This window comes from Frigidibacter sp. MR17.14 (assembly GCF_037095735.1).
In the GTDB taxonomy this organism is placed as follows: domain Bacteria; phylum Pseudomonadota; class Alphaproteobacteria; order Rhodobacterales; family Rhodobacteraceae; genus Frigidibacter.
On the sequence record NZ_JBAWKD010000007.1, the window covers coordinates 117,963 to 144,228 of the forward strand.

The window sequence follows — 26,266 nt, forward strand, 5'->3', positions numbered from 1 at the left end:
AGGGCGCGGCGATGAAGCGGGACAAGAAAATGCGCGGCTTGAAGCGCCTCTGGTTCTTCTGGCGCAAGCCGGAACCGCCGCCGCCGCCCGCGCCTGAGCCGCCGGCGCCCGTGGTCGATCCCGCGATCGCCGAACTCGTCGACGCCGGCACGGACACCGTGATCGAGGTCGGCGCCAAGATCCGGATCAAGGGCAGGATCACCGGCAATCGCAACCGGCTGATCGTCGGCGACGCGCATGCGGCCTCGACGCTGACCATCCTCATCAATGGCGATGACAATGTCCTCGAGCTCGGCCGCGGCTGCATCACCAAGGACACCTACATCTCGATCGGCAACCATGTGCCGGCCAGTGGCTGTTCGGTCACCGTGGGCAGCGGCACCAGCTTCGAGCCGCAGTGCAAGATCCTGGCGCCGAACCACGGCAACATCGTTCGTATCGGCTCGAACTGCCTGATATCGAACACGATCACCTTCAGGGCAGGGGACTCGCCGCATCTCATCTTCGACCGCGAGACCGGCGAATATCTGGACCGCACCGAAGGGCTCTTCATCGGCGATCACGTCTGGGTCGGCGAGCGGTCCTATGTCACCAAGCGCGCGACGGTCCCCGATGGCTGCATCGTCGCGGCCTGTGCCGTGGTCACCAAGCGCTTCGACGAGACCAACACGGTTCTGGCCGGCAATCCCGCGAAGGTGGTGAAGCACAACGTGGAATGGGTGCGGAACCGGACAAAGATCGCGCCCGGGTCCGTGCATGACGAAGCGCTGAAGCGCTTCCGTCGCGAGGTTTCAAGCAGGGCCAAGGACCCGGAGTGAGTCCGGGCGGTCAGGTCTCTGGCCGCAGTTCGCGTTTGGCGATGATCTGGCGCAGGCTTTCCTTGCGACGCTCGGGCAGCCAGGGCAGCACGGCAAGCGCGAGGCGCGCGGTGCCTCGGTGCAGGGCGGTCCGAAGCGGCTTGCGCAGCAATCGACGGGCGACCTGCAGGTTTTCCTTCAGCGCGCGATGTTCGGAACGCAGGCGCAGATGCTCGGGCTCCAGCTTTGAGAGCTTGTCGCGTAGGCTTGCCAGCCGGGCGCCGTCCGCCTCGAGTTGCTTGCCGGTCTCGCGCGCCTGTCGGCTGAACGTGACCGCCTGGGTTGCCCGCACGTAAGCCTCGCTGGCCGCGAAGAAGAAGTCGTTGACCAGCGCTTCTCCGTCGGGCGTGGCGACCATTTCGCGCAGTCGGGCGATCGTCGCGGTCTGCGGCTCGCCCCAGAACAGGACCCCGAGGCCGTGTTGGTAGGTGAAGTTGAGCCCGGGGTGGGTCTGCCGCAGTTCGGCCCAGTAACGATAGACGCCGAAGTCGCGGTCACGCACCTCGGTGTCGTGGAACAGGACGATGGCGCTTGGGGCGAGCTTGGGGATCCAGCTTTCGAAATCCTCGCGCACGTCCTCGTAGAAATGGCGGCCATCGACATGCAGCAGGTCGACGCTCCCGTCCTCGATATCCGCAAGCGCCTCGGCGAAGGTCTTTCTCAGCAGCGCGCTAAATCCTGCGTAGCCTTCATTGGCTTTCGAGACGTGATCATGGACCGTGGATTCGTAATGCCCGGCATGTTCGTCACCCTGCCAGGTGTCGACCGCGTAGCAACGGGTCGGCAGGCCGGCTTCGACGACGGCCTGACAGAAGGCGAAATAGGAGAAGCCGTAATGGCTGCCGAGTTCGACGATCGTGCTGGGACGTGCGGCCTTGACGATCCAGTTGGCAAAGGGGCCGTGGCGGGTCCATGCCGTCGTGGGCGGTACATAGGTCGGCGCGTCGAATGACTGGCCAAGGAATGACAGTGCCATCGGAAGTCCCCATCGTCCAATGCAGCCTGACCGACCCGTTGCCGCGGACGGTCGCATCCGGTTCTTCTGTCCTGTTCACCGACCGATTGCCAGCGGTTCTTTTCGCCTGCCCGTGCATTCCTCGCAGGGACGGAGGGCCAATCCGGCCTTTGCCGCGTGATCAGGACCACCTGTTCCTTCCACGGGTTTTTCCTGTGCAGTGCTTCGGAACTTCCGTCTTTTCCGGCGGCGCTGCGCGGTGCAGGTCTGGGGGACGGAACGCAGTGGCGCAGGGGGCGCGGGGACGGACATGACTGCCGAGAAGATCGACACGCTGGTCGTCGGCGCCGGGCAGGCCGGGATCGCGATGAGCGAGCACCTGAGCCGCGAGGGCGTCCCGCATCTGGTGCTCGAGCGCAACCGCATCGCCGAGGCCTGGCGCAGCCAGCGCTGGGATTCGCTGGTCGCCAACGGCCCGGCCTGGCATGACCGCTTCCCGGGGCTGGCCTTCGACGACATCCCGCCCGAGAGCTTCCCGGCGAAAGAGCGCATGGCGCGCTATTTCGAGGACTATGCCGCCCAGATCGCCGCGCCGGTCCGCACCGGGGTCGAGGTGACGCGGGTGCGCCGTTGCGAGGGGCGGCCAGGGTTCACCGTCTCGACCTCGCAGGGCGAGATCGAGGCCCAGCGCGTCGTCGTGGCCACCGGCCCGTTCCAGGTGCCCTCGGTCCCGAAGATCGTGCCCGAGACCGCGGGGCTCCTGCAGATCCATTCCTCGGCCTACCGCAACCCCGGGCAGCTGCCCGAGGGCGCGGTGCTGGTCGTGGGGGGCGGGGCCTCGGGCTCGCAGATCGCCGAGGAGCTGCAGCGCGCCGGGCGCCGGGTGTTCCTGTCGATCGGCGAGCATTACCGGCCGCCGCGCGCCTATCGCCAGCGCGACTACTGCTGGTGGCTGGGGGTGCTGGGCAAGTGGGACGAGTTCCGCCCGCAGGCCAAGAAGCGCCATGTCGCCTTCGCGGTCAGCGGCTATGACGGCGGCAAGACCGTGGACTTCCGCCGGCTGGGCCATGCCGGGATCACCGTGCTGGGCCTGACCGAAGGCTGTGACGACGGCGTGCTGCGCATCGCGGACGATCTGGCCGCCAACATCGCAGAGGGCGACCGCGCCTATCTCGAGGTGCTGGCCGAGGCCGATGCCTATGTCGCGCGCAACGGGCTGGACCTGCCGCCCGAGCCCGAGGCCTGGGAGATGCTGCCCGACCCGGCCTGCATCCGCGCGCCGTTGCGCAGCCTCGACCTCGCGGCGGAGGGCGTCGGCACGATCATCTGGGCGACGGGCTTCCGCTTCGACTTCGGCTGGCTGCAGGTCGCGGCCTTCGACGAGACCGGGCAGCCGCTGCATCGCCGCGGGATCTCGGCCGAGCCGGGGGTCTATTTCCTGGGCCTGCCGGAGCTGACCAACCGCGCCTCGTCCTTCATCTACGGCTGCTATTACGACGCGAAATACATCGCGACCCATATCGGGGTGCAGCGGATGTATGTCGCCTACGAAAAGACCTGACCGCGCCGCGGCGTTCCGCGCGGCCGGCGACGCCGGCGCTGGAATGCCGCGGAAACTTCGGCATGATCGCCGCGTCCGACCCATCCCCGAGCCAGAAAGACCGACCCATGGCGCATTACCGGCACCGCAAGTTCAACACCAAGGACACCTATCCCGAGCAGCGGCTCGACAACGACCTGTCGCAGGCGGTGGTCGCCAAGGGCGGGACCACGATCTTCCTGCGCGGCCAGTGCCCGCAGGATCTGGACACCGCGGTGAACCTTGCCAGCAGCGATCCGGTCGAGCAGACCCACAAGGTGATGCAGAACATCCGCCAGCTGGTCGAGGAATGCGGCGGCCGGATGGAGCATGTGACGAAGCTGGTCGTCTATCTGACCGACGTGCGCCACCGCGAGCCGGTCTATCGGACCATGGGCGAATACATCAAGGGCGTGTTCCCGGTCTGCACCGGGCTGACCGTCGTTGCGCTGGCCCGCCCCGAATGGCTGGTCGAGATCGACGCGACCGCGGTGATCCCGGACTGACGCGCCGGCGCGACCGACCAACCGACCGGACGGGCGCCAGCGCCCGCCGGCAATCCCCTGCAAGGGCGGCGCGCGGTGCCGCGGGAGTTCCATGACCTTCTCGATCATCGGCCATTGCCCCGAGAGCGGCCAGTTCGGCATCGCGATCTCGTCTTCCTCGCCCGCGGTGGCGGCGCGCTGTTCCTTCGCCCGTGCCGGCGTCGGCGCGGTGGCGACTCAGAACGTCACCGATCCGCGGCTGGGGCCGCAGGCGCTCGACCTGATGGCGCGGGGGGCGCGCGCGGCCGAGGCGCTGGAGATCCTGCGGCGCAACGGTCCGCAGATGGCCTATCGGCAGGTGCTGGCGGTCGGGACCGATGGGGAGAGCGCGATCCTGTCGGGCAGCCATGTGCTGGGCCAATGGGCCGAGGCGCGCGGGCCCGGCACCGCGGCGGCGGGCAACCTGCTGGCCGACACCGGGGTGCCCGATGCGATGGTGCGGCGGTTCGCGGCGGCGAGCGGGCCGCTGGGCGCGCGGCTGCTGGCGGCGCTGCGTGCGGGGCTCGACGCGGGGGGCGAGGCCGGGCCGGTGCATTCGGCGGGGCTTCTGGTCGTCGACCGGCAGAGTTGGCCCTTCGCCGAGCTGCGCATCGACTGGTCCGAGACCTGCCCGATCGCGGCGCTGGAGCGCGCCTGGGAGGTCTATCATCCGCAGGCCGAGGCCTATGTGACCCGCGCGCTCGATCCCGGGGCGGCGCCGTCATATGGTGTTCCCGGCGACGAATAGCTAGCCTTCGCGCACCGGGCGGCGCGGGTTGCGGCCCGGGCAGAGGGGACCCGGAATGCCGCTTCGCTTCACCCTGCGACAGCTGGAATACTTCATCGCCGTCGGCGAGGCGGGCAGCATCGCGCTGGCCGCCGACAAGGTGAATGTCACCGCGCCCTCGATGTCCGCGGCGATCGCGCAGCTCGAGGCCGGGTTCGGCGTGCAGCTGTTCACCCGCCGCCATGCGCAGGGTTCGGTCCTGACGCCGGCGGGCGAGCGCTTCCTCGCGCAGGCGCGGCAGGTGCTGGAGAGCGCGGCCAAGCTGAACGACCTTGCCAGCCTGCACACCGGGCTTGTGCAGGGCTCGCTGCGGGTCGGCTGCCTGCGTACCTTCGTGCCGCTGCTGGTGCCGCAGCTGCGCCGCAGCTTCGAGCGGCGCTATGCCGGCGTCGCCTTCAGCCAGGTCGAGCTGGACCAGGCGCAGATCCTCGACGCGCTGGGGGCCGCGCGGATCGATCTGGCGATCACCTACGATCTCGCGCTGCCAAGCGACATCAGCTTCCACGCGCTGCGCAGCCTGCCGCCGCATGTGATGGTCAATCCCGACCATCCGCTGGCCGGGCACGCGTCGGTGAGTGCCGCGGATCTGGTCGGGCATGACATGGTGATGCTCGACCTGCCGCACAGCAACGACTACTTCCTGTCGCTGTTCCGCGCCGAGGGCCGCCGCCCGCGGATCGCCGAGCGCACGACCGAGATCGCGGTGCAGCGCAGCCTCGTGGCCAATGGCTACGGCTTCGGGATCCTGAACATGCGCACCGTCTCGACCACCGCGATGGACGGCCGGCCGCTGGTGTTCGTGCCGCTGCGCACCGAGCTGCCGCCGCTGCGGCTTGGCCTTGCGATGCCGCGCGCGGCGCATGTGCCGCGCACGGTGCAGGCCTTCATCGACCATTGCCGCGAGGCGGCCGAGGCGGGCGCGCTTGCGGGTCTGGCGCCCTGAGCCGGCTCAGCCGCGGCGGGCCGCCGCGACCGAGCGGTCGCACAGGTGCAGCACCGCCCGCGCCAGCGGCGGGCCAAGCAGCACCACCGCGAAGAGCCGCACGGTCTGCAGCGCCATGATGAACGAGATGTCGCTGCCGGTGGAGATCGCGATCAGCGCGATCGAGTCGATCGAGCCCGGCACGGTGGCGAGCATCGCGCTCATCAGGTCGACGCCGGCGACCAGCGACAGCAGCACGCCCGACAGCGCGCAGAGCCCCAGCAGCAGCAGCACCGAGACCACCAGCATCGGCAGTGCCCGCGCCCCGGTGCGCAGCAGATCGGGCGTGAAGCGCAGCCCGGCCTGCGCGCCGATGAACAGGTAGCCAAGCGCGACCAGCCAATGCGGGATCGCGATGTTCACGCCGTTGACCCACAGCAGGCAGGCCAGCACCAGCGGCACCAGCGTCGCGCCGGCGGGCAGCATCGGCAGGTAGCGCGCGGCGGCGATGCCGAGGAGCCCGAGCCCGAGCACCAGCGCGGTCGAGGCGGCATCGGCGGCCGGGGCGCCGGCGCCGTGCGGCTGCGCTGCCCCGACCAGCGCCGCGCCGACGGCGATCATCGTGCCGATCACCATCAGCAGCCGCAGGATCTGGATGAAGGCGACCATCCGGCTGTCGATGCCGCGGTCATGGGCCATGGCGATCATCGTGCCGGCCATGCCGGGCATGAAGCCCCAGACCGCGACCTCCTGATCCAGCCGGGTGAGCCGGGCCGCGACGAGGCCGGTGACGCAGGCCAGCGCCAGGGTGACCACGACGAAGAAGATCACCACCGGCCACAGCTGCAGGGTCTGGCCCAGCACCGAGGGGTCGAGGTTCAGCGCGATCAGCGTGCCGGCGATGGCCTGCCCGAACTGGTGCGGGATCCGCCCGACGCGGATCGCGACGCCGCGCAGCGCCAGCGTGGCGCCCATCAGGATCGGGCCCAGCATCAGCGCCGCCGGGACATGCAGTCTTTCGAGCCCGAGGCCAAGCAGCAGCCCGCCGGCCAGCATCAGGGCCCATTGGCCAAGCCGCGAGGGGTCGCGGGGAATGGAGGGTATCATCAGGGGCGTTCCGGCCTCGCAGGAAGACCCGCTGCGCGTAGCCTGTCCTCGATGACGGGGGCAAGGGCCAGAAGCAGCGCATCCTGTCCGGGCCGCGCCACCAGCTGCACGCCCACCGGCATCCCGTCCGGACCGAGGCCGGCGGGCAGGCTGAGCGAGGGCGTGCCGAGCAGCGTCCAGCGGCTGTTGTACTGCGCCTGCCCGGTCGAGCCGAGCCCGACCGGCGCCTCGCCCGGGGCGGCCTGGGTCAGCAGCAGGTCGGCCCCGGCGAAGAGGGTGTCGAGATCGGCAAGGCCCGCGTCGCGCGCCGCGATCCCGGCCTGCCAGCGCTCGAAGGTGATCCCGTCCTGCCGGCGCAGGAAATCATGCGTCGCCGGGTGCAGCCGGTCCCAGTGCAGGTCGCGTTCGGGCGCGAGGCAGGCCGAGCCTTCCCAGGCGAAGACGTCGGACTGCGCCTCGATCAGCGGCAGCCACCAGTCGGGGACCGCGGTGTTGGCGGTGACTCGGCCCAGCAGGCCCGCCACCGTCTCGAGCACCGCCAGCGACGTGGCCGAAGGTGCGACGGCCTCGTCCGGGGCGAAGAGGGCGATCTGCGGCAGGGCAGGCGGCTCGTCGGCCGGCAGCAGCTCGGGGCGGCGCATCGCGGCGGCGGCGAGCAGCGCCACGTCGCGGGTGTCGCGGGCCATGAGGCCGACCACGTCGAGGCTTTCGGCCAGCGGTTTCACCCCGGTGCGGTCAATCAGGTGGCGCGAGGCCTTGTAGCCGACGACCCCGCAGAACGAGGCCGGACGGACGGTCGAGCCCGAGGTCTGGGTGCCGAAGGCCAGCGGGAAGAAGGCGGCGCCCAGCCCGGCCGCCGAGCCGGACGAGGATCCGCCCGGGGTGCGTGTCGCATCGAAGGGGTTCAGCGTGGCGCCCGGGGCGGCGGTGGCGAACTCGGTGGTCACGGTCTTGCCGATGCCCACCGCGCCGGCGCGGCGCACGATGTGCACGGCGCCCGCGTCGCGGGCCGGGCGCAGGCCCGGATAGGCGCGCGAGCCGTATTCGGTCGGCATGTCGCCGGTGTCGAGCACGTCCTTGATGCCGATCGGCACCCCGGCCAGCAGGCCGTCGCGCCGGGTCGCCGCCGCGCGGCCGGCCTCGGCGCGCACGGCGGCAGGGTCGTGGAAGGCGAAGGCGCGCACCTGCGGCTCCAGCGTCGCGATGCGGTCGAGATAGGCCTCGGCCACCGCTTCGGGGGCCAGCGTCCCGGCGCGGACCGCGGCGGCGATGCCGCGGGCGGTGAGGGTCCTGGGATCGAGTTCGGTCATGCTTCCAGCGCCTCCAGCGCGGGGCGGCGGGCGGCCCAGGGACAGGCGGCCTCGAGCTGGCCGGCGAGAGAGAAGAGCAGTTCCTCGGCACCGTAGGCGGCCCCGAAGTGGATGCCGACCGGCAGGCCGCCGGGTGTCCAGTGCAGCGGCACCGACATCGCCGGGCAGCCCGAGGCGTTGAACACCGCGGTGAGCGGGGCATGCGACCAGAAGCGGTGGAAGAACTGTTCCGGCCCAAGACCCGCGCCGGTCAGCACGCCGAGTTTGGGCGCGACCTCGGCGGTGACGGGCGAAAGGTAGATGTCGTGGTCGGCGAAGAAGGCGCCCATCGCGCGCGAGGTGCCGTGCAGCACCTGCAGCGCGGCAAGATAGTCCTCGCCGCTGATCCCGGCCGAGCGGCGGACCCATTCGGCGTTCACCGGCTCCATCAGCGCCAGCGGGTCGGGCAGGCCGCGCGCGGCGGCCAGGCCCTTGACGCCCTTGGCGACATTCACCGCGGCCACGGTGAACCAGGCGGCGCGCAGCGCCTCGGTGTCATAGGCGGGGGTGGCGAGCGTCACCTCGTGACCGAGGTCGGCCAGCAGGCGTGCGGCCTCTTCGGTCGCGGCGACGACCTCTGGCGACAGCGGGAAGCCCGCGGGGCCCGCAAGCTGCATCCCGATCCTGAGCCGCCCCGGCGGGCGCGCCACCGCGTCGAGGAAGCGGCCCGCGGGCGGGGGGCAGGCCCAGGGATCGCCTCGGTCAGGGCCGTGGATCGCATCGAGCAGCGCGGCGCTGTCGCGGACCGAGCGCGAGATGCCGTGCAGGGTGGACATGCCGGCCATCCCCTCGGCCTGGGCGGGGCCGGCGGGGGTGCGCAGTCGCGAGGGCTTGAAGCCGAAGGTGCCGGTATGGGCGCAGGGGACGCGGATCGAGCCGGCGCCGTCCGAGGCCTGGGTCAGCGGCACGACCCCGGCCGCGACCAGCGCCGCCGCGCCGCCCGACGAGCCGCCGGGGGTGCGCGTCAGGTCCCAGGGATTGCGGGCAGGGCCGTGGAACGGGCCTTCGGTGGTGAAGGATAGGGCAAGCTCTGGCGTGTTGGTGCGGCCCATCAGCACGAAGCCCGCCCGGCGCAGCCGCGCGCCGACGGTGTTGTCGGCCGGGGCGCGCAGCCCCTCGTGCAGGCGCGCGCCCGAGGTGATCGGTTCGCCCGCGATCGCGGCGCCGGTGTCCTTCAGCCACAGCGGCACCCCGGCGAAGGGGCCGGTCGTCGGCGCCGCCATCGGCGCGAAGTCGTGGACGATGGCGTTCAGCGCCGGGTTCAGCGCGGCGGCGCGGGTCTTCGCCTCGGTCACGAAATGGTCGGGGGCGACATCGCCGCGGCGCACCATCTCTGCCATCGCCAGCGCGTCGAGCGCCTCGTACTCGGTCATCTGCGGTCTTCCTCGGAGAGCGGGTCGGAACAGGCGGCGGGGCCGTCGGGCACCAGCCATTCGATGCGGTCGGTGGCGGGGGGCAGCGCGGCGCCGGCCAGCCCGTCGGGCCCGAGCGCGAGCCGGGCGCGGCCCAGCCATGCGCCGCCCGCGCCGCGGGCCGCGACCGGCCAGAGCCCCGGCGGCGGCAGCAGCTGGCCCGCGTCGAAGCGCCAGCGGCAGGGGTTCGGGTCGAATTCTGGACCGGCGGCGGTGATCTCGGTTTCCCAGCCGTGGCCAAGCAGCCGGGTCGCCTCGGCGATGCGGCCCGCGCGCAGGGTGGCGCGCACGCGCGAGGACGAGATGCGGCCGGCGCCCTCGCACTGGTCGGGCACGACGAGGGTGGCGATGGCGTGGCGCGCGGCGGTGGCGGACAGCAGCGCCACGTCGCCCTCGCGCCCGCGGCCGAAGCGGAAGTCGCGCCCGACGACCACCGCGCCAAGGCGCAGGCGGCCGTGCAGGATCGCGGTCACGAAGGTCTCGGCCGGGGTGGCGGCGAAGGCCGCGTCGAAGCGCGGGGCATAGACCAGCCCGACGCCGGCCGCGGCCAGCAGCGCCCGCTGTGCCGATCCGGTCGAGATCCGGAACCGCGCGGGGCCGCCGAACCAGAGCCGCGGATGCGGGTCGCATTGCAGGACGGCAAGGGGCGCGTCGCGGCGGCGGGCCTCGGCCGTGGCCGCCGCGACCAGCGCGGCATGGCCGCGGTGCATCCCGTCGAAGCTGCCCAGCAGCATCACCGCGCCCGCCAGCCCTTCGGGCAGCGGCGCGCTGCCATCCGTCACGACGGGACGCATGGCGACGGGATGGGCAAGGTCACGCAAGGGTTTCCAGCCAGTCGAAGACTTCCTGCACGGCGATGCAGTCGGCGTATTTCTTGTGCATGTCGTAGAGGTTGGCGAAATGGGGGCTTTCGTGCAGGTCCGCCACGCATTCGATCGGCACGATGGTGCGGAAGCTGCGCGAGAGCGCGTCGACCACCGTCGCGCGCACGCAGCCCGAGGTCGAACCGCCGGTGACGATCACGGTGTCGATCTTGTGGAAGCGGGCGAGGCTGTCGACATGCGTTTCGAAGAAGGCCGAGGGCATCTTCTTGTTCAGGAGCACGTCCTCGGGGCCGATTTCGGCGCGCGGGTCGATGGCGGCGCGGTCGGAGCCGATCTTGATCATCTTCAGCGCGTCGGGATCGTCGCCGCGGGTGCCGAAGACGCCGCAGTCGTCGCCCGAGGGCGAGAAGGCGACATAGGTCCAGATCACCGGCAGGCCCATCGCCCGCACATAGCTGGCAAGGCGGTTGGTGTACTCGATCTGGCGGGGATCGGTCTCGTAGGCCGTCACATAGGTGCCGGGCTGGGTATAGGCGCATTGCATGTCGACGTTGATCAGCATCGGGCGCGTGCCGAAGCCGTAACGCTTGCGGGGATTGGCGGCGAGCTTCTCGAACATCTGCCGCGCGGTCAGGTTGGACAGTTCCATGTCGTCTCCGGGTCAGGACGCGCGGGCGAGGGCCGCCCGCGCCTTGGGCTTGGATCTCAGCTCTTCGACATCCATTCGAGCCAGCGGGGCTGGACCTCTGCAGTGTTCTCGGCCCACCAGGCCTCGTCGATGTGCATGTTCTTGGCGGCGTTCTCGGGGAAGCCGGGCAGCTGGCTCTGCATCTCGGGCGGGATCGCGCCGTAGATCGAGGTGTTGGCGACGTTGAAGGGCAGGGCCGAGGCGTATTCGAGCATGCCTTGCGCCTGCATCATCCAGGCGATCAGCTTCTGCGCCTGTTCGGCCGAGGGCGCGGATTTCGGGACCGTCCAGTAGGACTGTTCAACGATCGACTGGTTGAAGGTGAAGTCGATCTTGCCGGCGCGCTTCTTCTCTTCCAGCGTCCGCGCGAGGCTCGACCCCATCAGGTCCACCTCGCCGTTCTGCATCAGCACCGCCCATTGCGAGGTCTTCTGCACCCAGAGGTCGATCTTCGAGCGGATCGCGTCCAGCGCCTCGAACGCCTCGTCGATCTTGATCGGGTAGATGTCCGCGGGGGCGACGCCGGCGGCCATCAGCGCGATCTCGAAGCTGGGGCGCGGCTGGGCATAGAGCGCGCGGCGGCCCTTGAACTTCGCGGTGTCCATCCACTCGGCCCAGGTCTGCGGGCCGTCCTTGCCGAAGAGATCCGAGTTCCAGGCGATCACCGTCGAGAAGGCGACCGAGCCGATGCCGTAGTCGGTGATCACCTTCGGGTCGATCTGCTCTTTCGGCACGATCGAGAAGACGAGGTCGTAGTCGATCTTCTGCAGCAGGCCCTTCTGGATGGCGATCTGCATCTGCACGCCCTCGGTGTCGATCAGGTCCCATTCGACATTGCCGACGCCCTCCATCACCTCGAGCTTGGCCATGTCGGGGATCGAGGTGGTCGAGACGTCGATGCCGGTCGCCTTGGCGAAGGGATCGAACCAGATGCGCTGCATCGTGTCGGAATAGCCGCCGCCCCAGGTGCAGACGATCACCGAGCCGTCGCCCTTCAGGGCCTCGGCCGCGGATCGGGTGGCGGATTGGGCGAAGGCGGGGCGCAGCGGCAGGCCGGTCAGGCCAAGCCCGGCGGCGGCGCCGAGACCGCCGAGGATCTGGCGGCGGGAGGGGGATTTCAGGATCATCGCGGTGCTCCATCTGGGAGGGGGAGGCGGTCGGGGCGATCACCGGCCGGGGCCGGCCGGTGCAGACCCGCCCCGGGGGGGCCGCGCGGAAGGGGCGCGGCGCCGGGGCGGGGATCCTTGTGGCGCGGGCCGGGGGCGGCCCGCGCGAGGGGTTCGGTGGCACAGGCCGCAGGCGGCCCGCGGGAAGGTTCAGACGGGCCGGGCAGGGGGCAGGCCGCGCGCGGCGGCTCAGCCTGCCGCGGCTGCGGTCACTGCTTGCTCAGCCAGTCGAGCCAGCGGGTGCGCACCGCTTGGCCGTTGTCGAGCCACCACTGGGCATCTATCTTGTGGGCGGTCGCGGCGTTTTCGGGGGCGCCGGGCAGCTTGGCGGTCAGGGCCGGGTCGAGCTCGGCATAGACCGCGGTGTTGGTCATGCCGTAATAGGGCAGCAGCTCGAGCGCGGCCTTGGCGCCCTGTTCGCGCACCGTCCAGGCCACCAGCTTCTGCGCATCGGCGACGTTCGGCGCGCCCTTCGGGATCGTCCAGTAGGACTGTTCCGAAATCGACTGGCTGTAGGTCAGGTCATAGGGTTCGCCCGCCAGGATCTGCGCCATGGTCCGCGCGAGGCTCGACCCCATCAGGTCGACCTCGTGGTTCTGGATCAGCACGTCCCATTGCGAGGTCTTCTCGACCCAGAGGTCCACCTTCGGCCCGATCGCGTCGAGCGCCTTGAAGGCCTCGTCGATGTCCATCGGATAAAGCTCGTTCGGCTTGTGGCCTGCGGCCAGCATCGCGATCTCGAGCGCGGGCTTGGGGTTGGCGTAAAGCGCGCGGCGGCCGGGATACTTTTCGGTGTCGAAGAACTCGGCCCAGGTCTGCGGCCCGCCGTCGGGGAACATCTCCTTGTTCCAGGCCATGACCGTCGAGAAGGCGACCGAGCCGACGCCGTACTTGGTCAGCACCGCCTGGTCGAGATCTTCCTTGGGCACCAGCGAGAACAGCAGGTCGTAGTCTATGGGCTCGAGCAGGTCGTCCTGCATCGCCATCAGCATCTGGTTGCCCTCGAAGTCGACCATGTCCCATTCGACGTTGCCGACCTGCTCCATGATCTTGAGCTTGGCCACGTCGGGGACCGAGGTGAAGGCGATGTCGATGCCGGTGGCCTCGGGGAAGTCCCCGTACCAGGCCTTGTGCATCTTCTCGACGGTCGGGCCGCCCCAGTTGTTCACGATCAACGTGCCCGAGCCCTTGAAGGCTTCGGGAACACTGTCCTGCGCGAGGGCGGGGGCGGCGGCGGGCAGGGCAAGGCCGAGGGCCGCCCAGACCGCAAGCGCGATGTGCTTGGTGGTCATCTGTCGTCACTCCTGTCGGGGATGCGGGCCGTTTTCGGCCTCGTGTTGCATGGGCACGTCGTCGAAGGGGCCGCGGCTCAGCTGGCCATGGCGTGGCTCATCGCCGGGACCCAGGACAGCCGGCGGGTGTCGCCGATGCCGGGGGCGACCGACAGGCCGTCGGTCTGGCGGGTCACGACCATCGGGCCCAGCTCGGTCTGGAACTGGATCCGCAGCAGCGAGCCGAGGAAGCGGGCGTCGGTGACGGTCCCGGTCAGCGCCCAGCCCGGCGCGTCGGGGTCGTCCATGCGGATCACCTCGGGGCGGACGCAGAGCACGGCGGCCCCGGCGCGGGCGGCGGGCAGCGGCAGGCTGCGGCCGCCGAGCGACAGGCTGCTGCCCTGCGCGGTGCCGCGGAACAGGTTGGATTCGCCGAAGAAATCGGCCACGAAACTGTTCGCCGGCGCCAGATACAGGTCCTTGGGCGTCGCCACCTGCTGGATCCGGCCGTGGTTCATCACCGCGACCCGGTCGGACATGTTCAGCGCCTCTTCCTGGTCATGGGTGACGAAGATCACCGTCTGGCCCAGTTCGCGCTGCAGGCTGCGGATCTCGCGCTGCATGTCGACGCGCAGGTTGCGGTCCAGCGCCGAGAGCGGCTCGTCCATCAGAAGCGCGCGGGGCGAGAAGGCGATGGCGCGGGCCAGCGCGATGCGCTGCTGCTGGCCGCCCGAAAGCTGCGGGATGCGGCGGTCGGCGAAGGCGGACATGTGCACGCGGTCCAGCGCCCAGGTCACCAGCCGCGCGATTTCGGCCTTCTGGACGCCGCGGGCCTTCAGCGGATAGGCCACGTTCTGCGCCACGGTCATGTGCGGGAAGAGCGCGTAGGACTGGAAGACGACGCCGATGTCGCGCTGGTGCGGCGGCACCCGGCTGATGTCGCGCTCGCCCAGCATCAGGCGGCCGGCATCGGGCGAGATGAAGCCCGCGATCAGCATCAGCAGCGTGGTCTTGCCAGAGCCCGAGGGCCCGAGGATGGTCAGGAACTCGCCGGGTTCGACGGCGAAGTCCGCCTCTTCGACCGCGGCCTTGTCGCCGTAGAACTTGGTCAGGCGCTGGAACTGGATGCCGAAGCCGCGCTGGCCGCCGAGGGTCGCGGGGGCGGGAGCGGGGGCCGGCGAGATCGTGTCTTTCATGGGGGGCGTCTTTCCAGTCGGGATCGGCGGGGCCGCCTGGGTCGCGGGGAAGCTCGCGGGGGAGGGTGGCAGGCCGATCGTGTCGGGGGAGAACGTCTCGGCCGTGGCGGCGGCCGACAGCGAGCGGGGGACGGCGGCGAGCCGGCGGGCCCGGCGCTGCCAGAGCGCGTAGATGCCGAGGAAGGCCAGCACGAGGTAGAGCTGCAGCGAGGCGATCGAGGTGATCGACTTGTCGAGGCCGTTCTGGGTGAGGCTTTCGTAGATCTTGCGGGGCAGCGTCTCGAACCGCGGGCCGGCCAGAAGCTGGGCCAGCACCACCTCGTCGAAGGAGAAGACGAAGGCGAAGACGGCGGCGGCGATGATCGCGGGCACCAGCAGCGGCAGGGTCACGAAGACCAGCGTGCGCCACTGCCCGGCCCCGAGCGAGGCCGAGGCCCGTTCGAGCGCGGCATCGAGCGAGGCGAGGCGGCTCATCACCGGCATGACCACGAAGGGCAGCACGACGATGGCATGGGCCATCGCCAGGGGCCAGACCGCGCCCAGCAGCTTCATCTTGGCGAAAACGATGTAGAGCCCGACGCCGATCACCATCAGCGGCACGATCATCGGCGCGATGAAGAACATCTTCAGGAACTTGGCGAGCTTCGGGTTTTCGACCCGGTGGATGCCGATCGCCGCGGCGGTGCCGATGACGGTGGCCATCAGCGTGGCCAGCGCCGCGACCTGCAGCGACAGCAGCGCGGTGCGGCCCCAGCGCGGATCCTCGACCAGCCCGGTGTACCATTCGAAGGACAGCTCGCGCGGGGGGAAGGTAATGGCCTGTCCCTGCCCGAACGAGATCGGCACCAGGAAGACCACCGGCAGCGCCAGCAGGATCAGCGCGATCCAGCCGTAGATCTTCAGCGCGGTCAGGGCGCGGCCCTTGGCGAGAAGCTCCATCTCAGCGCCCTCCCTTGTCATACAGCCGGTCGACGCCCGAGACCCGGTCGTAGACGATGAGAAGCCCGAGGCAGATCACCAGCAGCACCATCGAGGTCGCCGCCGCCAGCTGCAGGTTGCCCAGCTGCTGGATCTGGTCGCGGATCGCCAGCACGATGGTCGGCGCGCGGCCGCCGCCGAGGATCGCGGGGGTGATGAAGAAGCCGAAGGCCAGCGTGAAGACCAGCATCGAGCCCGCCACGAGGCCGGGCAGCGACAGCGGCAGGTAGATCTGGCGGAAGACCATCGCCGGGGTCGCGCCCAGGCTCAGCGCCGCGCGGACATAGGCCGGGTCGATCGCCTTCATCGCCGGGATCAGGGTCACGACCATGAAGGGCAGCAGGATGTGGATCATCCCGACATAGACGCCGAACTGGTTGTAGACCAGCTCCAGCGGCTGGTCGGTGATCCCGGTCGAGACCAGGAAGTTGTTCACGATGCCGCGGCGCTGCAGGATGATGATCCAGCTGAAGGTCCGCGCGAGGAAGGACAGCCAAAGCGCGATGAACAGCGTGACGGCCATCCACTGGTTGAACTTCGAGGGGATGTTCACCATCAGGTAGGCGATCGGATAGGCCATCACCGCGCAGATCACGGTGGTGATCACCGCCAGCTGCAGGGTGAAGCCCAGCAGGCGCAGGTAGACCGGCTGCATCAGCGCCTGATAGCCGGCCAGCGGGGGGTTCGTGCTGCCGCCCCCGAAGCTCATCCAGACCAGCACCAGGATCGGTGCCACGAACAGCACCACCATCGCGATCATCGGGGCCGCCATCAGCGAGAGCGTGAGCCCGCGCCGCTGCCGGTCCCAGGCGGTCAGCTCGCTGCGTCCCGAGGGACGCAGGCTGCCGATGCCGCCGGTGAGGTCGACCTGCGCCATTGCGCCCCCTTTCTCAGACAGCCATTTCGGGAATGACGACGCGGCCGCGGTCGACGATCGTCACGCCGTCGAGCGACAGCGAGGTCTTCCGCAGCGGGATGTCCATGTGGCACATCGTGTCGTTCTTGCCGCCGAGCTCGGTGTTCGGGCCGGTCGAGAACAGGACGTTGCCGTAGTAGGATAGCGAGTTGACGCTGATCTCGGCCGGGCGGGTGCGGGTGATGGCGCGGTGATACCAGGTCGCGCTGTCCAGCAGGCCCCAGCCGATGTGGCTGATCGCGTAGGCGCGCGGGTCCTTGAAGCTTTCCATGTAATCCGACAGCAGCGCGGCATCCATGCCGTCGCCGTCGATCGCGGTGACGAAGCCGTCGCGGATCGTCAGCTTCACCGGGCTTTCGATCATCCGCTGGAAGGCGGTGACGGTGTCGCCGGGCATGACCATGACCGTGCCGTTGACGCGGCCGTCATGGGCCTGGCTCAGCACTTGGCCGGTGCCCATGTGGTCCCAGCGGCCGGGCGTGTCGGTGTAGCCGTACTGGGTCATCACCCGGTAGCCGCCCATCTCGAAGGTGCAGTCGGTGCCGGCGTCGGACCAGATCCGCAGCGTCTCGGCCTTGCCCAGCAGCTGTTCGCCGAACTCGATCCGGCGGCGCAGGTCGGGGTTGGGGAAGTTCTGCACGAGGATGTCGAAGGGTTCGCGCACGAAGAGCATGCGCGCCCCGGCGGCGGTGATCTCGTCCTGTTCGGGCGAGAACAGCGTGCCCATCACGTCGACGATCAGGTCGGCCTTCTTCAGCGCCTCGATCGCGGGACGGTTGCCGGCGAGGGCGTTCTTGCCGGTCGTCTGGCGGGCCGTGCGGCGCGAGCGCAGCGGAAGCGTGATCTGGAAGGGCGTCGCCCCCAGCTCTTGTGCGGCCAGCATGAAGGCCTGCGCGTAATCGGCGCGGATGTCGTCCTCGCAGAGCACGATCACCGTCTCGTGCGGCTGCATCTTGCACAGTTTCAGCTGTTCGCCGAACAGCCGCACCATTTCCACCTGGCTTGCCATGACCCTATGTTCCTTCAGAGGCCGGCCGCGATCCGGGCCTTGCCGACCAGGTCCGAGCGGTCGAATTCGGTGACGAGACGTTCGCGCATGCGCGGCGCGGGGCTTGCGTTCACGTTCTCGAAGAGGGCGACGCGGCCGGCGAGGGACGAGCAGGTCAGGTCCCAGATGAAGTTCATCAGCTGCTCTTTCTGCATGCCGCTGACGCCCTTGCCGGGCAGAAGCTCGGCAAGGTGGTGACCGATCTCGGGGTTCTCGAAGGCGGCCTTGCCGAAGCGCATCACCAGGCCCTGGCCGCACATCTCCTGCAGGACGTGGATGATGTGGGGGTAGTTGCGGATCGCGTAGAGCCGGCCGGTGGTCAGCATCATCACGTCGGGCACCATCACGCCCGAGTCGTTGACGAAGGCCCCGGCCTCGGCCGCCAGCACGAAGGCCTCGAGCGTGCGGTTGTATTCGATGATCTCGGCCAGCATCGAGCGGACGGCGGGGATCTGGTCGGTGCCGAGGATCTCGGTCACCATCTGGGCGCAACCCACGAAGATCTCGGATTTGACCTTCAGGCGGGTCAGGACGTGCCAATGGGCAAAGATCGTGGCCTTGCCCGAGATCGCGAGCCCGTGTTCCGAGCCGAGGTTGAAGATGCGCTCCTTCGGCACCCAGACGTTGTCGAAGATCACCAGCTGGTCGGCTTCCTCGCCCTTGTGGGTCAGGGGATGGTCGAAGGGATCGGCACCGGGGTTCGACAGCATCTCGCGCGAGACGAGCTTGATCCCGTCCGAGTTGATCGGCACGGCGCCCCAGACGCAGGCCTCGGGCGGGGTGCCCGGGTAGCCGAGGTTCGAGAAGAAGATCTCGTTGGTCTGCGCCGCGATCGAGCCCACGGATTTCGCGCCCGAGATCCGGATCCCGTCCTTCTCGACCGATTTCACCCGCAGCAGCGAGGCGGCCTGCGCCATCGGCGACGAACGGTCGTTCTGCGGGCCGGTGAGGCTTTCGGCGCAGGTGATCGAATTCATGCGGCCGAACTCGACATAGGCCTGCACGTTTTCGGCGAAGTCGGGCTGGCAGTCGTCGAAGGCCGACTTGAAGCCCTTGAACATGTGCAGATGCGCGAGGATCCCCACCGCCAGCGTCGGGCCGAGGTCCATCGGCCGGCCGAAGGTGCCCACCGTCTTCAGCGCGGTGTATTCCATCATCGCGCGGCGGCCCTTGAGGTCCTCCATCGTCGCGGGGACCTGCCACGAGCGGCCGACGCGCAGCCCGGTCTTGGGATCGAGCGTGGTCGTCGCCGCCTCGTAGGCCGGGTCGAACTGGTCGTCGAACATCGAGGCCATCAGGTCGATGCCCGCGTTCAGCGCCGGCTCGTCGGTGACGCGGGCCAGCTTGCGGCCGTTGACCCAGAGCTGGCGGCCGTCATCGAGCGAGGCCTTGAATTCGGCGCCGGTCTTCAGCGCGTGGGCGGGTTTCGTCTCGGTGACGATGCTGTTCATGCTGGGATCTTCCGTCTGGTCCGGAGGGGTTTGGTTGAGCGATTCGGCATCAACCAAACCGTCTTCTTGGCCAACCATAGGTCTGGTTTCGCGTTTCAAAAAAGCGGAGAGTTTTCGCAGATTGTCTTGTGACACGCGGCAGAAAGCCTGTGGGTGGCCATGGGCTTGGCCCCTATCCTATGAAAAACAAACAGAATTAGCGTTTCAATCGTGCCTTAAATTCGTGCAATCGGGACTCTGCGCCATAGGTTTTGGGGGACGACCAAGGCATGAACCAAGTCCGTCATCCGGTTTCAACCAAAGTTATTGGTTGAATGTGCCAAATTGGTTTGCCTTTTGGGCGGCGGCTGGTTGAAGACTTGGTGGAAGCCGCGCGACCCCGGGGCCGGCGGCGCGGCGGTCGCCGCGACACGGGCCCCGCGGGGCGGCGGCAGCACACGGATGACCGAGCGGATGAGCGAAGGCCAGGCGATGATCGACGATGTGGTGGAACGGATCCGCAGGATCTCGGGCGAGGGCCGGCTTCCGGCCGAGCGCGTGCTGGCCGACCAATTGGGGGTGAACCGCTACATCCTGCGCAAGGCGCTTGGCCAGCTGCGCGCGGGCGACGAGATTCCGGCCAGCCAGCCGCGCAACCGCGGCAAGCGCCGCGCCGCCGGCTCCGCGCCCGGCGCGATCGCCGATCTGACCAGCCCGGCCGAGATGTGGGAGGTGCGCCTCTCGCTCGAGCCCGAGATCGCGCGGCTGGCCGCGGTGCGCGGCACCGCCGCCGAGATCGACGCGATCGAGGCGGTGCATGCGCGCTCGACCCCTACGGTCTTCGATCTCGAGACCGATATCGCGTTCCACCGCGCCATCGCGGTCGCCAGCCACAACGCGCTGGCGCTGCACCTGATGGAGCAGGTGATGGACATGACCCGCGACCCGGGCTTCCGCGCCAAGTTCCCGGCTTTCACGGCCGAGACCGGCTGGCGCCATCACCAGATGCTGGTCGACGCGATCCGCGCGCGCCACGCGACAGAGGCGGAGGAGGCGATGCGCCTGCACCTTGCCGCGATCCTGCAATGGCTCAACGGCGGCGCCGACCCGGCCCGCTATGCCCTCAAGTGACGGTCCGGAGATCCCGATGTCCGATACCCTGCCGACCCCGCCCGACTTCCGCGCCGCGATGCGGCTGCCCGCCACCTCGGTCACCGTGATCGCGGCGGGGCAGGGCGATGCCCGCTGCGGGCTGACCGCCTCGGCGGTCTGCTCGCTGTCGGATGCGCCGCCGATGATTCTGGCCTGCGTCAACCTGAACTCGCCGGCGCTGCCGGTCATCCGGGCCACCGGCTGCTTCAGTGCCAACTTCCTGACCGACGGCCAGAGCCACGTGGCCGAGCGTTTCGCCGGGCGCACCCGCGTCTATGGCGCCGAACGCTTCGACGAGGGCGACTGGCGGGTGCTGACGACCGGCGCGCCGGTGCTGACCGACGCGCTGTCGGTCTTCGACTGCACGCTGGAGCGCGAGCATGACAGCCCGACCCATGCGATCCTGATCGGGCGCGTGCAGGGGATGCTGCGCAACGAGACGCGCCGCAGCCTGGTCTATTCGGCCGGCAGCTTCGCCTATCCCGCCGCGCTCGCGCTCTGACCCGCGCGCCGCCGCCGTGGCGGTGGGCCGGCCTCAGCCGAGGGCAGAGGACAGGATGCGGTGGATCGCCTGCAGATGCGTGCGCATCTCGGCCTCGGCCGCCTCTGCGTCGCGCCGCGCGATCGCGGCGACGATCCGGCGGTGCTGCTCGGCGTCATCGGGCGGGTGCATGTGTTCGACATGACGGTCGACGCGGACGTCCTGCTCGATCACCCGGACCATGTCATGCAGCACCCGCGCCAGCCCGTTGCCCGCCGCGGCGGCGATCAGCCGGTGCAGGTCTTCGGGCGCGCGGTCCGCGATCGCGGCCTGCATGCCGGCGATCTGGTTCGGCGTCGCGCGCACCGCCGCCAGCCGCGCCAGCGTGGGCTCGATCATCAGCCGCATCTCCATCACCTCGATGGGGTTCGTGTCGCGAGCCAGATCCTGCGCCCGCTCGGCCCCCAGCTGAACCCGGCGCAACCGCGGTGACGGCGTGGGCAGCGCCCCCCGCGCGCGCAGGTCCAGAAGCGCCCTGCGCAGCAGGTGGCGCTTGATCTCGAGCCGCTCGGCCAATTGCCGCTCGGCCGGCAGGGCGCCTTCGCGCTCGCGGATCCTGAGCACCGCGCGCGCCACGCGGTCGATCTCGTCCGCCGCGTCGCCCGCCGCCCCGCCGCCTGCCGCGACCCCCTGCCGTCCTGCCGTCATGCCAGCTCCTGTTGCCGATGGGGGCCCTTGCCAGATCTCCTGAGCCGATTCAACCAAAAAATGTTGGTTGAGTGGTTGCCTGAAAATCCGGCCTGAGATGATTCGCGAGGTGCATGGGCGATTCTATCGCGGCGCGATCAAATCGCGCAGCCTGTGCTTCAAATCTATGCAGTGACCTTCGCGGGGGGATCAACCAAATTGACAACCAAAAAACTGGTTTAGATGACCATTGACCGCGGGTTGGAACCATACTGGGCTTGGGACAACGGCAGCGACGCCCAATGATCGCGCCGGCCACCAGACAGGGATACATCCGACATGACCAGCATGCTCCGCGCCTCCGTCGCGGTCCTGGCGCTGCTTGCGCCGCTGACCCCGGGCCTTGCCGCCGAGGTCGAGACCATCGCCATCGTCACCCCCGAACAGGGCACCGACTTCGGCTGGAACCAGCAGGGGATCGAGGGGCTCGAGGCCGCTGCCAAGGCGACCGGCACCGAGGCGATCGTCGCGCAGGGCCTTGGCTACGGCAACGTCCGGCCCACTTTGCGCGAACTGGCAGAGGACGGCGCGCAGCTGATCATCGCGCATGCCTCGGGCTACACCACAGAGGCGGTCGAGGTCGGCAAGGAGATGGGCGTGCATGTCGCGACCGGCAATCCGTCCGAACCGCCGCTGGTCGGAAAGTATGAACTGCTGGCCGAAAAGGGCTCGTTCCTGGCAGGCGTGCTGGCGGCGAAGATGACCAAGACCAAGGTGATCGGGATCGTCGTGTCGTCGGAAAGCCCGAACTGGAACGCGCAGTCGGCCGGCTTCGCGCAGGGCGTGCGCTATGTCTCGCCCGACATCGAGCTGCGCTATGCCATCATCGGCCCGGCCGCCTATGCCGATGTCGCCGGTGCCAAGCGCGTGACCGAAAGCGTCATCGCCTCGAACGCCGACGTGATCTTCGGGCAGGGCAACGGGTCGTCCTTCGGGATGATCCAGGCGGTCGAGACGGTGAGCCCGCCCTCGGGCGAGAAGGTCTGGTTCATCGACGTGATCGGCGACAAGTCCTCGATCGACAAGGGCCACCTGCTGTCCTCGGTGATCTGGGACATGGCGCCGGTCTTTACCCAGATGGTCGAAGACGTGCGGGCCGACACCTTCGGCACCAAGGAATACGCCCTGCAGCTGGAGGATGGCAGCCAGCGGCTGCTGAAGACCGACCACATCCCCGCCGATGTCTGGACCGAGGTCGAGGCGGTTAAGGCCAAGATCATGTCGGGCGAGATCGCGGTGAAGGTCGTGCTCGAGCCGGCGGACACCCGGGCGATGATGTCCTCGACGGTGGCGGCGGCCGAGTGATGCCCGACGCGATCGTCTCTCTGCGCGAGGTCACCAAGCGCTTTCCGGGCGTGGTGGCCAATGACCGGGTCTCGCTCGCGTTCCACGCGGGCGAGGTGCATGCGCTGCTGGGCGAGAACGGCGCGGGCAAGTCCACGCTGATCTCGATGCTGGCCGGCGTGCAGCGCCCGGACGAGGGAGAGATCGCGGTTGGCGGGCAGACCGTCGCCATCGCCTCGCCGCGCCATGCGCTGTCGCTGGGGATCGGCACAGTCTACCAGCACCGGATGCTGGTGCCGACGCTGAGCGTGGCCGAGAACCTGATGCTGGGCGCGCGCTGGTGGCGCCGCCCGGCGCTGGCCGGGGTCCGGACGCGGTTCCGCGAGGCCGCGGCCGCCTTCGGCGTGCAGGTCGATCCCGACGCCCGGGTCGAGGACCTGAGCCTGGGCGAGCAGCAGCAGGTCGAGATCATCCGTGCGCTCTGGCGCGGTGGCCGGTTGCTGGTGCTGGACGAGCCCACGGCGATGCTGTCGCCGAAGGGAGTCGAGGAATTGGGCGCGATGATGGGGCGGATGAAGGCGCAGGGCATCGGCATCGTCTTCATCACCCATCACCTGAACGAGGCGCTGGACTTCGGCGACCGGGTGTCGGTGCTGCGGGGCGGCCGGTCCGTGGGCGGGATCGCGCCCGAGGCGCTGTCTCGGCTCGACCGGCCGGCGGCGATGGCCGAGGTGGTGCGGCTGATGTTCGGCACCGGGCTTGCGGCGGCCGGCGAAGGGCCGGGCGACGGGGGGCGGCGGGCGCGCCCCGCTGCAGGGGCGCGGATGCTCGAGGTGATCGGGCTCTCGGGCCGCTCGCCGCGGTCGGGGGCGCGTTTCGACGACGTGTCCTTCACGGTGCGCCGCGGCGAGGTGTTCGGGATCGCGGGCGTCGACGGCAATGGCCAGACCCCGCTGGCCGAGGCACTGGCCGGGCAGATCCCCGCGACCGGGTCGGTCGTGCTGGGCGGGCGCGAGCTTGGCGCGGCGGGGGTGGGCGAGCGCTATCGCCGCGGCCTGCGCTATGCCAGCGACGACCGCAACGGCGAAGGCATGGTCGGCCAGCTGCCGATCGCCACCAACATGGTGCTGAAGGAGATCGGCGCCGCGCCGTTCTGGCGCCGCGGGTTCGAGCGGCGGGCGGCGATCGACGCGCATGCGCGGGCGCTGTTCGCGGCCTTCGACGTGCGCGCGCCCTCGATCGCGACGCCGGTCGGACGGCTGTCCGGCGGCAACATTCAGAAGGTGCTGCTGGCACGCGAGCTGTCGGGCAGCCCCAAGGTCATCGTCTATTCGAAACCCACCCACGGGCTCGACCTGCGCAACATCGAGACCACCCGCGCCCGCATCCGCGAAACCGCCGAGGCCGGGGTCGCCACGGTGCTGATCTCGACCGATCTCGGCGAGGTGCTGGCCCTGTCGGATCGCATCGGCGTGATGGTGCGCGGGCGCATGGTCGGCGTGGTCGAGAACGGGCCCGAGGCGCGGCTCGAGGTCGGGCGGCTGATGGCCGGCGTCACCGAAGGAGAGGCGGCATGACCGACAGCACCGATGTTGCGGCCGGGAGCGCGGCCCCGCGCCGCCTGCGCCCCGGCGCGCTCTTGCCGCTGGGTATGACGCTGCTGCCGGTGGTCGCGGCGCTGGTCGCGGCGGGGCTGGTGCTTTACGCGTTGGGCTCGGACCCGGTCGAATATTACGGCTACGTGGTCGAGCGCGGGCTGCTGCGCTGGCGCGGGCTGCAGGCGACGCTCGTGAACATGGTGCCGTTGCTGATCCTGGGCGGGGCGCTGATCGTCAGCTTCCGTTCGGGACTGTGGAATCTGGGGATCGACGGGCAATACCTGCTGGGCACGCTGGCGGCCGGGGCCGCGGCGCCGGTGCTGGCCGCGCATCTGTCGCTGTGGCTGGCGCTGCCGCTGGCGATGGTGTTGGGCGCCGCCGTCGGCGCGGCCTGGGCGCTGCCGCCCGCGATCCTGCGCGCGACCGCCGGTCTGAACGAGGTGATCTCGGGGCTGATGATGTCGCTGATCGCGCAGTCGCTGGCGGCGGCGGCGATCAAGCTGTGGCTGAAGGACCCCGCCTCGCAGGAGCCGCAGACCCTGACGCTGGCGGTGGGAGACCGGCTGCCGCTGATCGCGGGAAGCGATGTGAACGTCGGCATCGTGCTGGCGCTGGCGGTGCTGATCGCCTGCCACCTGCTGATGATGCGCACCGCGCCGGGGCTGCGGTTCCGCATCCTCGGGCTGAACCCGCTGGCCGCGACCCATGCCGGCTTCCGGGTGCCGCGGCTGACGGTGGCGGTGCTGTGCCTGTCGGGCGCGCTGGGCGGGCTGGCCGGCGCGGTCGAGCTGACGGGGGTGCTGGGCAAGATGCAGGCCAGCTGGCATCCCGGCTACGGCTTCGCGATCGTGCCGCTGGTGTTCCTGGCGCGAATGAACGGCTGGGCGCTGATCCTGTTCGTCTTCGCCTTCTCTGTACTGCAGATCGGCTCGGCCTCGGCGGCGACGCGGCTGGGCGTGCCGCAGGACTTCACGCTGGTCCTCATAGGCTTCCTTCTCCTGTTCCTCGCGCTGTCGGAATACGCCGGCGAGCGCCTGCGTGCCCGGAGGCGCTGAGATGCTCGCGATCTTCAACGAAGCCTTCCTGGCCGCGCTGCTGTCCGGGGCCGTGGTCGCCGCGGTGCCGCTGATCCTTGCGGGCTTGGGCGAGCAGATGTCGGAACGCGCGGGCGTGATGAACATCGGGCTTGAAGGGATGATGCTGGCCGGGGCCTTCGGCGGCTTCTCGGCCACGCTGGCGGGCTGGGGCGTCTGGGGCGGGCTTCTGGCAGGTGGAGTGGTTGGTGCCGCGGTCGCGGTGATCATGGTGATGTTCTGTGTGCGGCAGGGGATGAACCAGATCATCGTCGGCATCGCGATCACCCTGGGCGCGACCGGGATCACCTCGCTGATGCACGACGCTTGGTATGCGCGCAGCTACCCCCGCCTCGACGCGGCCGAAAAGCTGGCGCTGCCCGGCCTGTCGCAGATCCCGGTGCTGGGCCCTGGCCTTTTCACCCATCACCCGGCGACCTGGGCGGGGCTCGCGCTGGCCGGGGTCTTCGTGCTGGTCTACCGGTGCAGCTTCCTTGGCCTCAACCTTGCCTCTGCGGGCGAAAAGCCCGACGCGCTGGACGCGGCCGGCATCGACGTGACCCGCACGCGCAGCGTGGCGGTGCTGGTGGCGGGCGCGATGGCGGGTCTTGGCGGAAGCTACATGGCGGTCATAGGCTCTGGCATCTTCGTGCCGCACATGACCGGCGGCGCGGGCTACATCGCCATCGTGCTGGCCATGCTGGCCCGCGACCGCGCCACCTGGGTGGTGGGGGGCGGGCTGTTGTTCGGGCTCTGCCTTGCCGCCACGACCGCACTGCAGGTCGCCGGCATCGAGGTGCCCACCGATTTCATCCAGATGCTGCCCTTCCTCGCCGTGATGGCGGTGCTGATCCTTTTCGGACGCAGCGCCCGTCTGCCGCGCGCGCTGGGGCAGCCCTACCACCGCGGCCAACGCTGAGGA

At 69.8% G+C, this 26,266-nt stretch carries 24 protein-coding genes; 11 read left to right on the forward strand and 13 right to left on the reverse strand.

All coding sequences use genetic code 11. The features are described from left to right. Positions 1-29: 29 nt before the first annotated feature. The gene (locus tag V8J36_RS16865; RefSeq protein WP_336468487.1) at positions 30-818 is read left to right on the forward strand and encodes an acyltransferase; all 789 of its coding nucleotides are present in this window, start codon (positions 30-32) and stop codon (positions 816-818) included. A gap of 10 nt (positions 819-828) precedes the next feature. On the opposite strand, the gene V8J36_RS16870 is transcribed toward V8J36_RS16865, so the two are convergent. Continuing rightward, positions 829-1,833 carry a class I SAM-dependent methyltransferase gene (locus tag V8J36_RS16870; protein ID WP_336468488.1) on the reverse strand — a complete coding sequence of 335 codons (1,005 nt, stop codon included), beginning with the start codon at positions 1,831-1,833 and terminating at the stop codon, positions 829-831. Between the two features lie 289 nt (positions 1,834-2,122). Between V8J36_RS16870 and V8J36_RS16875 the strand changes: the two genes are divergently transcribed. The 4 genes from V8J36_RS16875 to V8J36_RS16890 all read left to right on the forward strand — a co-directional run bounded on the left by V8J36_RS16875 (position 2,123) and on the right by V8J36_RS16890 (position 5,645). Beyond that, positions 2,123-3,373: a flavin-containing monooxygenase gene (locus tag V8J36_RS16875; protein ID WP_336468489.1), complete on the forward strand. Its 1,251-nt coding sequence runs from the start codon at positions 2,123-2,125 to the stop codon at positions 3,371-3,373. A 107-nt stretch (positions 3,374-3,480) separates the two neighbouring features. After that, the gene (locus V8J36_RS16880; protein ID WP_336468490.1) at positions 3,481-3,897 is read left to right on the forward strand and encodes a RidA family protein; all 417 of its coding nucleotides are present in this window, start codon (positions 3,481-3,483) and stop codon (positions 3,895-3,897) included. A 91-nt stretch (positions 3,898-3,988) separates the two neighbouring features. Beyond that, complete coding sequence (locus V8J36_RS16885; RefSeq protein ID WP_336468491.1) at positions 3,989-4,663, forward strand: DUF1028 domain-containing protein; 675 nt, start codon at positions 3,989-3,991, stop codon at positions 4,661-4,663. A gap of 55 nt (positions 4,664-4,718) precedes the next feature. After that, a complete protein-coding gene (locus V8J36_RS16890) occupies positions 4,719-5,645 on the forward strand; it encodes a LysR family transcriptional regulator (RefSeq protein ID WP_336468492.1) in 927 nt (308 codons plus the stop codon). 6 nt (positions 5,646-5,651) lie between these two features. Here the strand turns inward: V8J36_RS16890 and V8J36_RS16895 are convergent, their stop codons facing one another. The 11 genes from V8J36_RS16895 to V8J36_RS16945 all read right to left on the reverse strand — a co-directional run bounded on the left by V8J36_RS16895 (position 5,652) and on the right by V8J36_RS16945 (position 19,030). Beyond that, positions 5,652-6,731 (reverse strand): AbrB family transcriptional regulator, encoded by a 1,080-nt coding sequence (locus V8J36_RS16895; protein ID WP_336468493.1) that lies wholly within the window; start codon positions 6,729-6,731, stop codon positions 5,652-5,654. Next, entirely contained in the window at positions 6,731-8,041 is a 1,311-nt protein-coding gene (locus tag V8J36_RS16900) for an amidase (RefSeq protein WP_336468494.1), read from the reverse strand. Before V8J36_RS16900 ends, V8J36_RS16895 begins: the two co-directional genes overlap by 1 nt. Beyond that, complete coding sequence (locus V8J36_RS16905) at positions 8,038-9,453, reverse strand: amidase (RefSeq protein ID WP_336468495.1); 1,416 nt, start codon at positions 9,451-9,453, stop codon at positions 8,038-8,040. Before V8J36_RS16905 ends, V8J36_RS16900 begins: the two co-directional genes overlap by 4 nt. Next, on the reverse strand, positions 9,450-10,313 hold the full coding sequence (locus tag V8J36_RS16910; RefSeq protein ID WP_336468496.1) for a hypothetical protein: 864 nt from the start codon (positions 10,311-10,313) through the stop codon (positions 9,450-9,452). Before V8J36_RS16910 ends, V8J36_RS16905 begins: the two co-directional genes overlap by 4 nt. Next, entirely contained in the window at positions 10,306-10,965 is a 660-nt protein-coding gene (locus V8J36_RS16915; RefSeq protein WP_336468497.1) for an isochorismatase family protein, read from the reverse strand. Before V8J36_RS16915 ends, V8J36_RS16910 begins: the two co-directional genes overlap by 8 nt. 56 nt (positions 10,966-11,021) lie before the next feature. Beyond that, positions 11,022-12,131 carry an ABC transporter substrate-binding protein gene (locus V8J36_RS16920; protein ID WP_336468498.1) on the reverse strand — a complete coding sequence of 370 codons (1,110 nt, stop codon included), beginning with the start codon at positions 12,129-12,131 and terminating at the stop codon, positions 11,022-11,024. A 248-nt stretch (positions 12,132-12,379) separates the two neighbouring features. Next, entirely contained in the window at positions 12,380-13,462 is a 1,083-nt protein-coding gene (locus V8J36_RS16925) for an extracellular solute-binding protein (protein ID WP_336468499.1), read from the reverse strand. A 77-nt stretch (positions 13,463-13,539) separates the two neighbouring features. Continuing rightward, positions 13,540-15,576 carry an ATP-binding cassette domain-containing protein gene (locus V8J36_RS16930; RefSeq protein ID WP_336468500.1) on the reverse strand — a complete coding sequence of 679 codons (2,037 nt, stop codon included), beginning with the start codon at positions 15,574-15,576 and terminating at the stop codon, positions 13,540-13,542. Between the two features lies 1 nt (position 15,577). Beyond that, positions 15,578-16,492, reverse strand: a complete 915-nt coding sequence (locus V8J36_RS16935; protein ID WP_336468501.1) for an ABC transporter permease — start codon at positions 16,490-16,492, stop codon at positions 15,578-15,580. Positions 16,493-16,505: 13 nt separating this feature from the next. Beyond that, entirely contained in the window at positions 16,506-17,540 is a 1,035-nt protein-coding gene (locus tag V8J36_RS16940) for a leucyl aminopeptidase (RefSeq protein ID WP_336468502.1), read from the reverse strand. A 14-nt stretch (positions 17,541-17,554) separates the two neighbouring features. Then, positions 17,555-19,030 (reverse strand): 4-hydroxyphenylacetate 3-hydroxylase N-terminal domain-containing protein, encoded by a 1,476-nt coding sequence (locus V8J36_RS16945; protein WP_336468503.1) that lies wholly within the window; start codon positions 19,028-19,030, stop codon positions 17,555-17,557. A 453-nt stretch (positions 19,031-19,483) separates the two neighbouring features. Here V8J36_RS16945 and V8J36_RS16950 point away from each other — a divergent pair, with 453 nt between their 5' ends. Then, positions 19,484-20,140, forward strand: a complete 657-nt coding sequence (locus V8J36_RS16950) for a FadR/GntR family transcriptional regulator (protein ID WP_336468504.1) — start codon at positions 19,484-19,486, stop codon at positions 20,138-20,140. A gap of 16 nt (positions 20,141-20,156) precedes the next feature. After that, a complete protein-coding gene (locus V8J36_RS16955) occupies positions 20,157-20,663 on the forward strand; it encodes a flavin reductase family protein (RefSeq protein ID WP_336468505.1) in 507 nt (168 codons plus the stop codon). 33 nt (positions 20,664-20,696) lie between these two features. Here the strand turns inward: V8J36_RS16955 and V8J36_RS16960 are convergent, their stop codons facing one another. After that, entirely contained in the window at positions 20,697-21,350 is a 654-nt protein-coding gene (locus tag V8J36_RS16960; protein WP_336468506.1) for a FadR/GntR family transcriptional regulator, read from the reverse strand. A 318-nt stretch (positions 21,351-21,668) separates the two neighbouring features. Between V8J36_RS16960 and V8J36_RS16965 the strand changes: the two genes are divergently transcribed. The 4 genes from V8J36_RS16965 to V8J36_RS16980 are packed head-to-tail and all read left to right on the forward strand — an operon-like array spanning position 21,669 to position 26,263. Next, the gene (locus tag V8J36_RS16965; RefSeq protein WP_336468507.1) at positions 21,669-22,694 is read left to right on the forward strand and encodes a putative B6 ABC transporter substrate-binding protein; all 1,026 of its coding nucleotides are present in this window, start codon (positions 21,669-21,671) and stop codon (positions 22,692-22,694) included. Further along, positions 22,694-24,250, forward strand: a complete 1,557-nt coding sequence (locus V8J36_RS16970) for a putative B6 ABC transporter ATP-binding protein (protein ID WP_336468508.1) — start codon at positions 22,694-22,696, stop codon at positions 24,248-24,250. The genes V8J36_RS16965 and V8J36_RS16970 overlap by 1 nt, the downstream gene beginning before the upstream one ends. Beyond that, the gene (locus tag V8J36_RS16975; protein WP_336468509.1) at positions 24,247-25,326 is read left to right on the forward strand and encodes a putative B6 ABC transporter permease subunit 2; all 1,080 of its coding nucleotides are present in this window, start codon (positions 24,247-24,249) and stop codon (positions 25,324-25,326) included. The genes V8J36_RS16970 and V8J36_RS16975 overlap by 4 nt, the downstream gene beginning before the upstream one ends. Before the next feature lies 1 nt (position 25,327). After that, positions 25,328-26,263 (forward strand): ABC transporter permease, encoded by a 936-nt coding sequence (locus V8J36_RS16980; RefSeq protein ID WP_336468510.1) that lies wholly within the window; start codon positions 25,328-25,330, stop codon positions 26,261-26,263. The last annotated feature ends 3 nt before the right edge of the window (positions 26,264-26,266 follow it).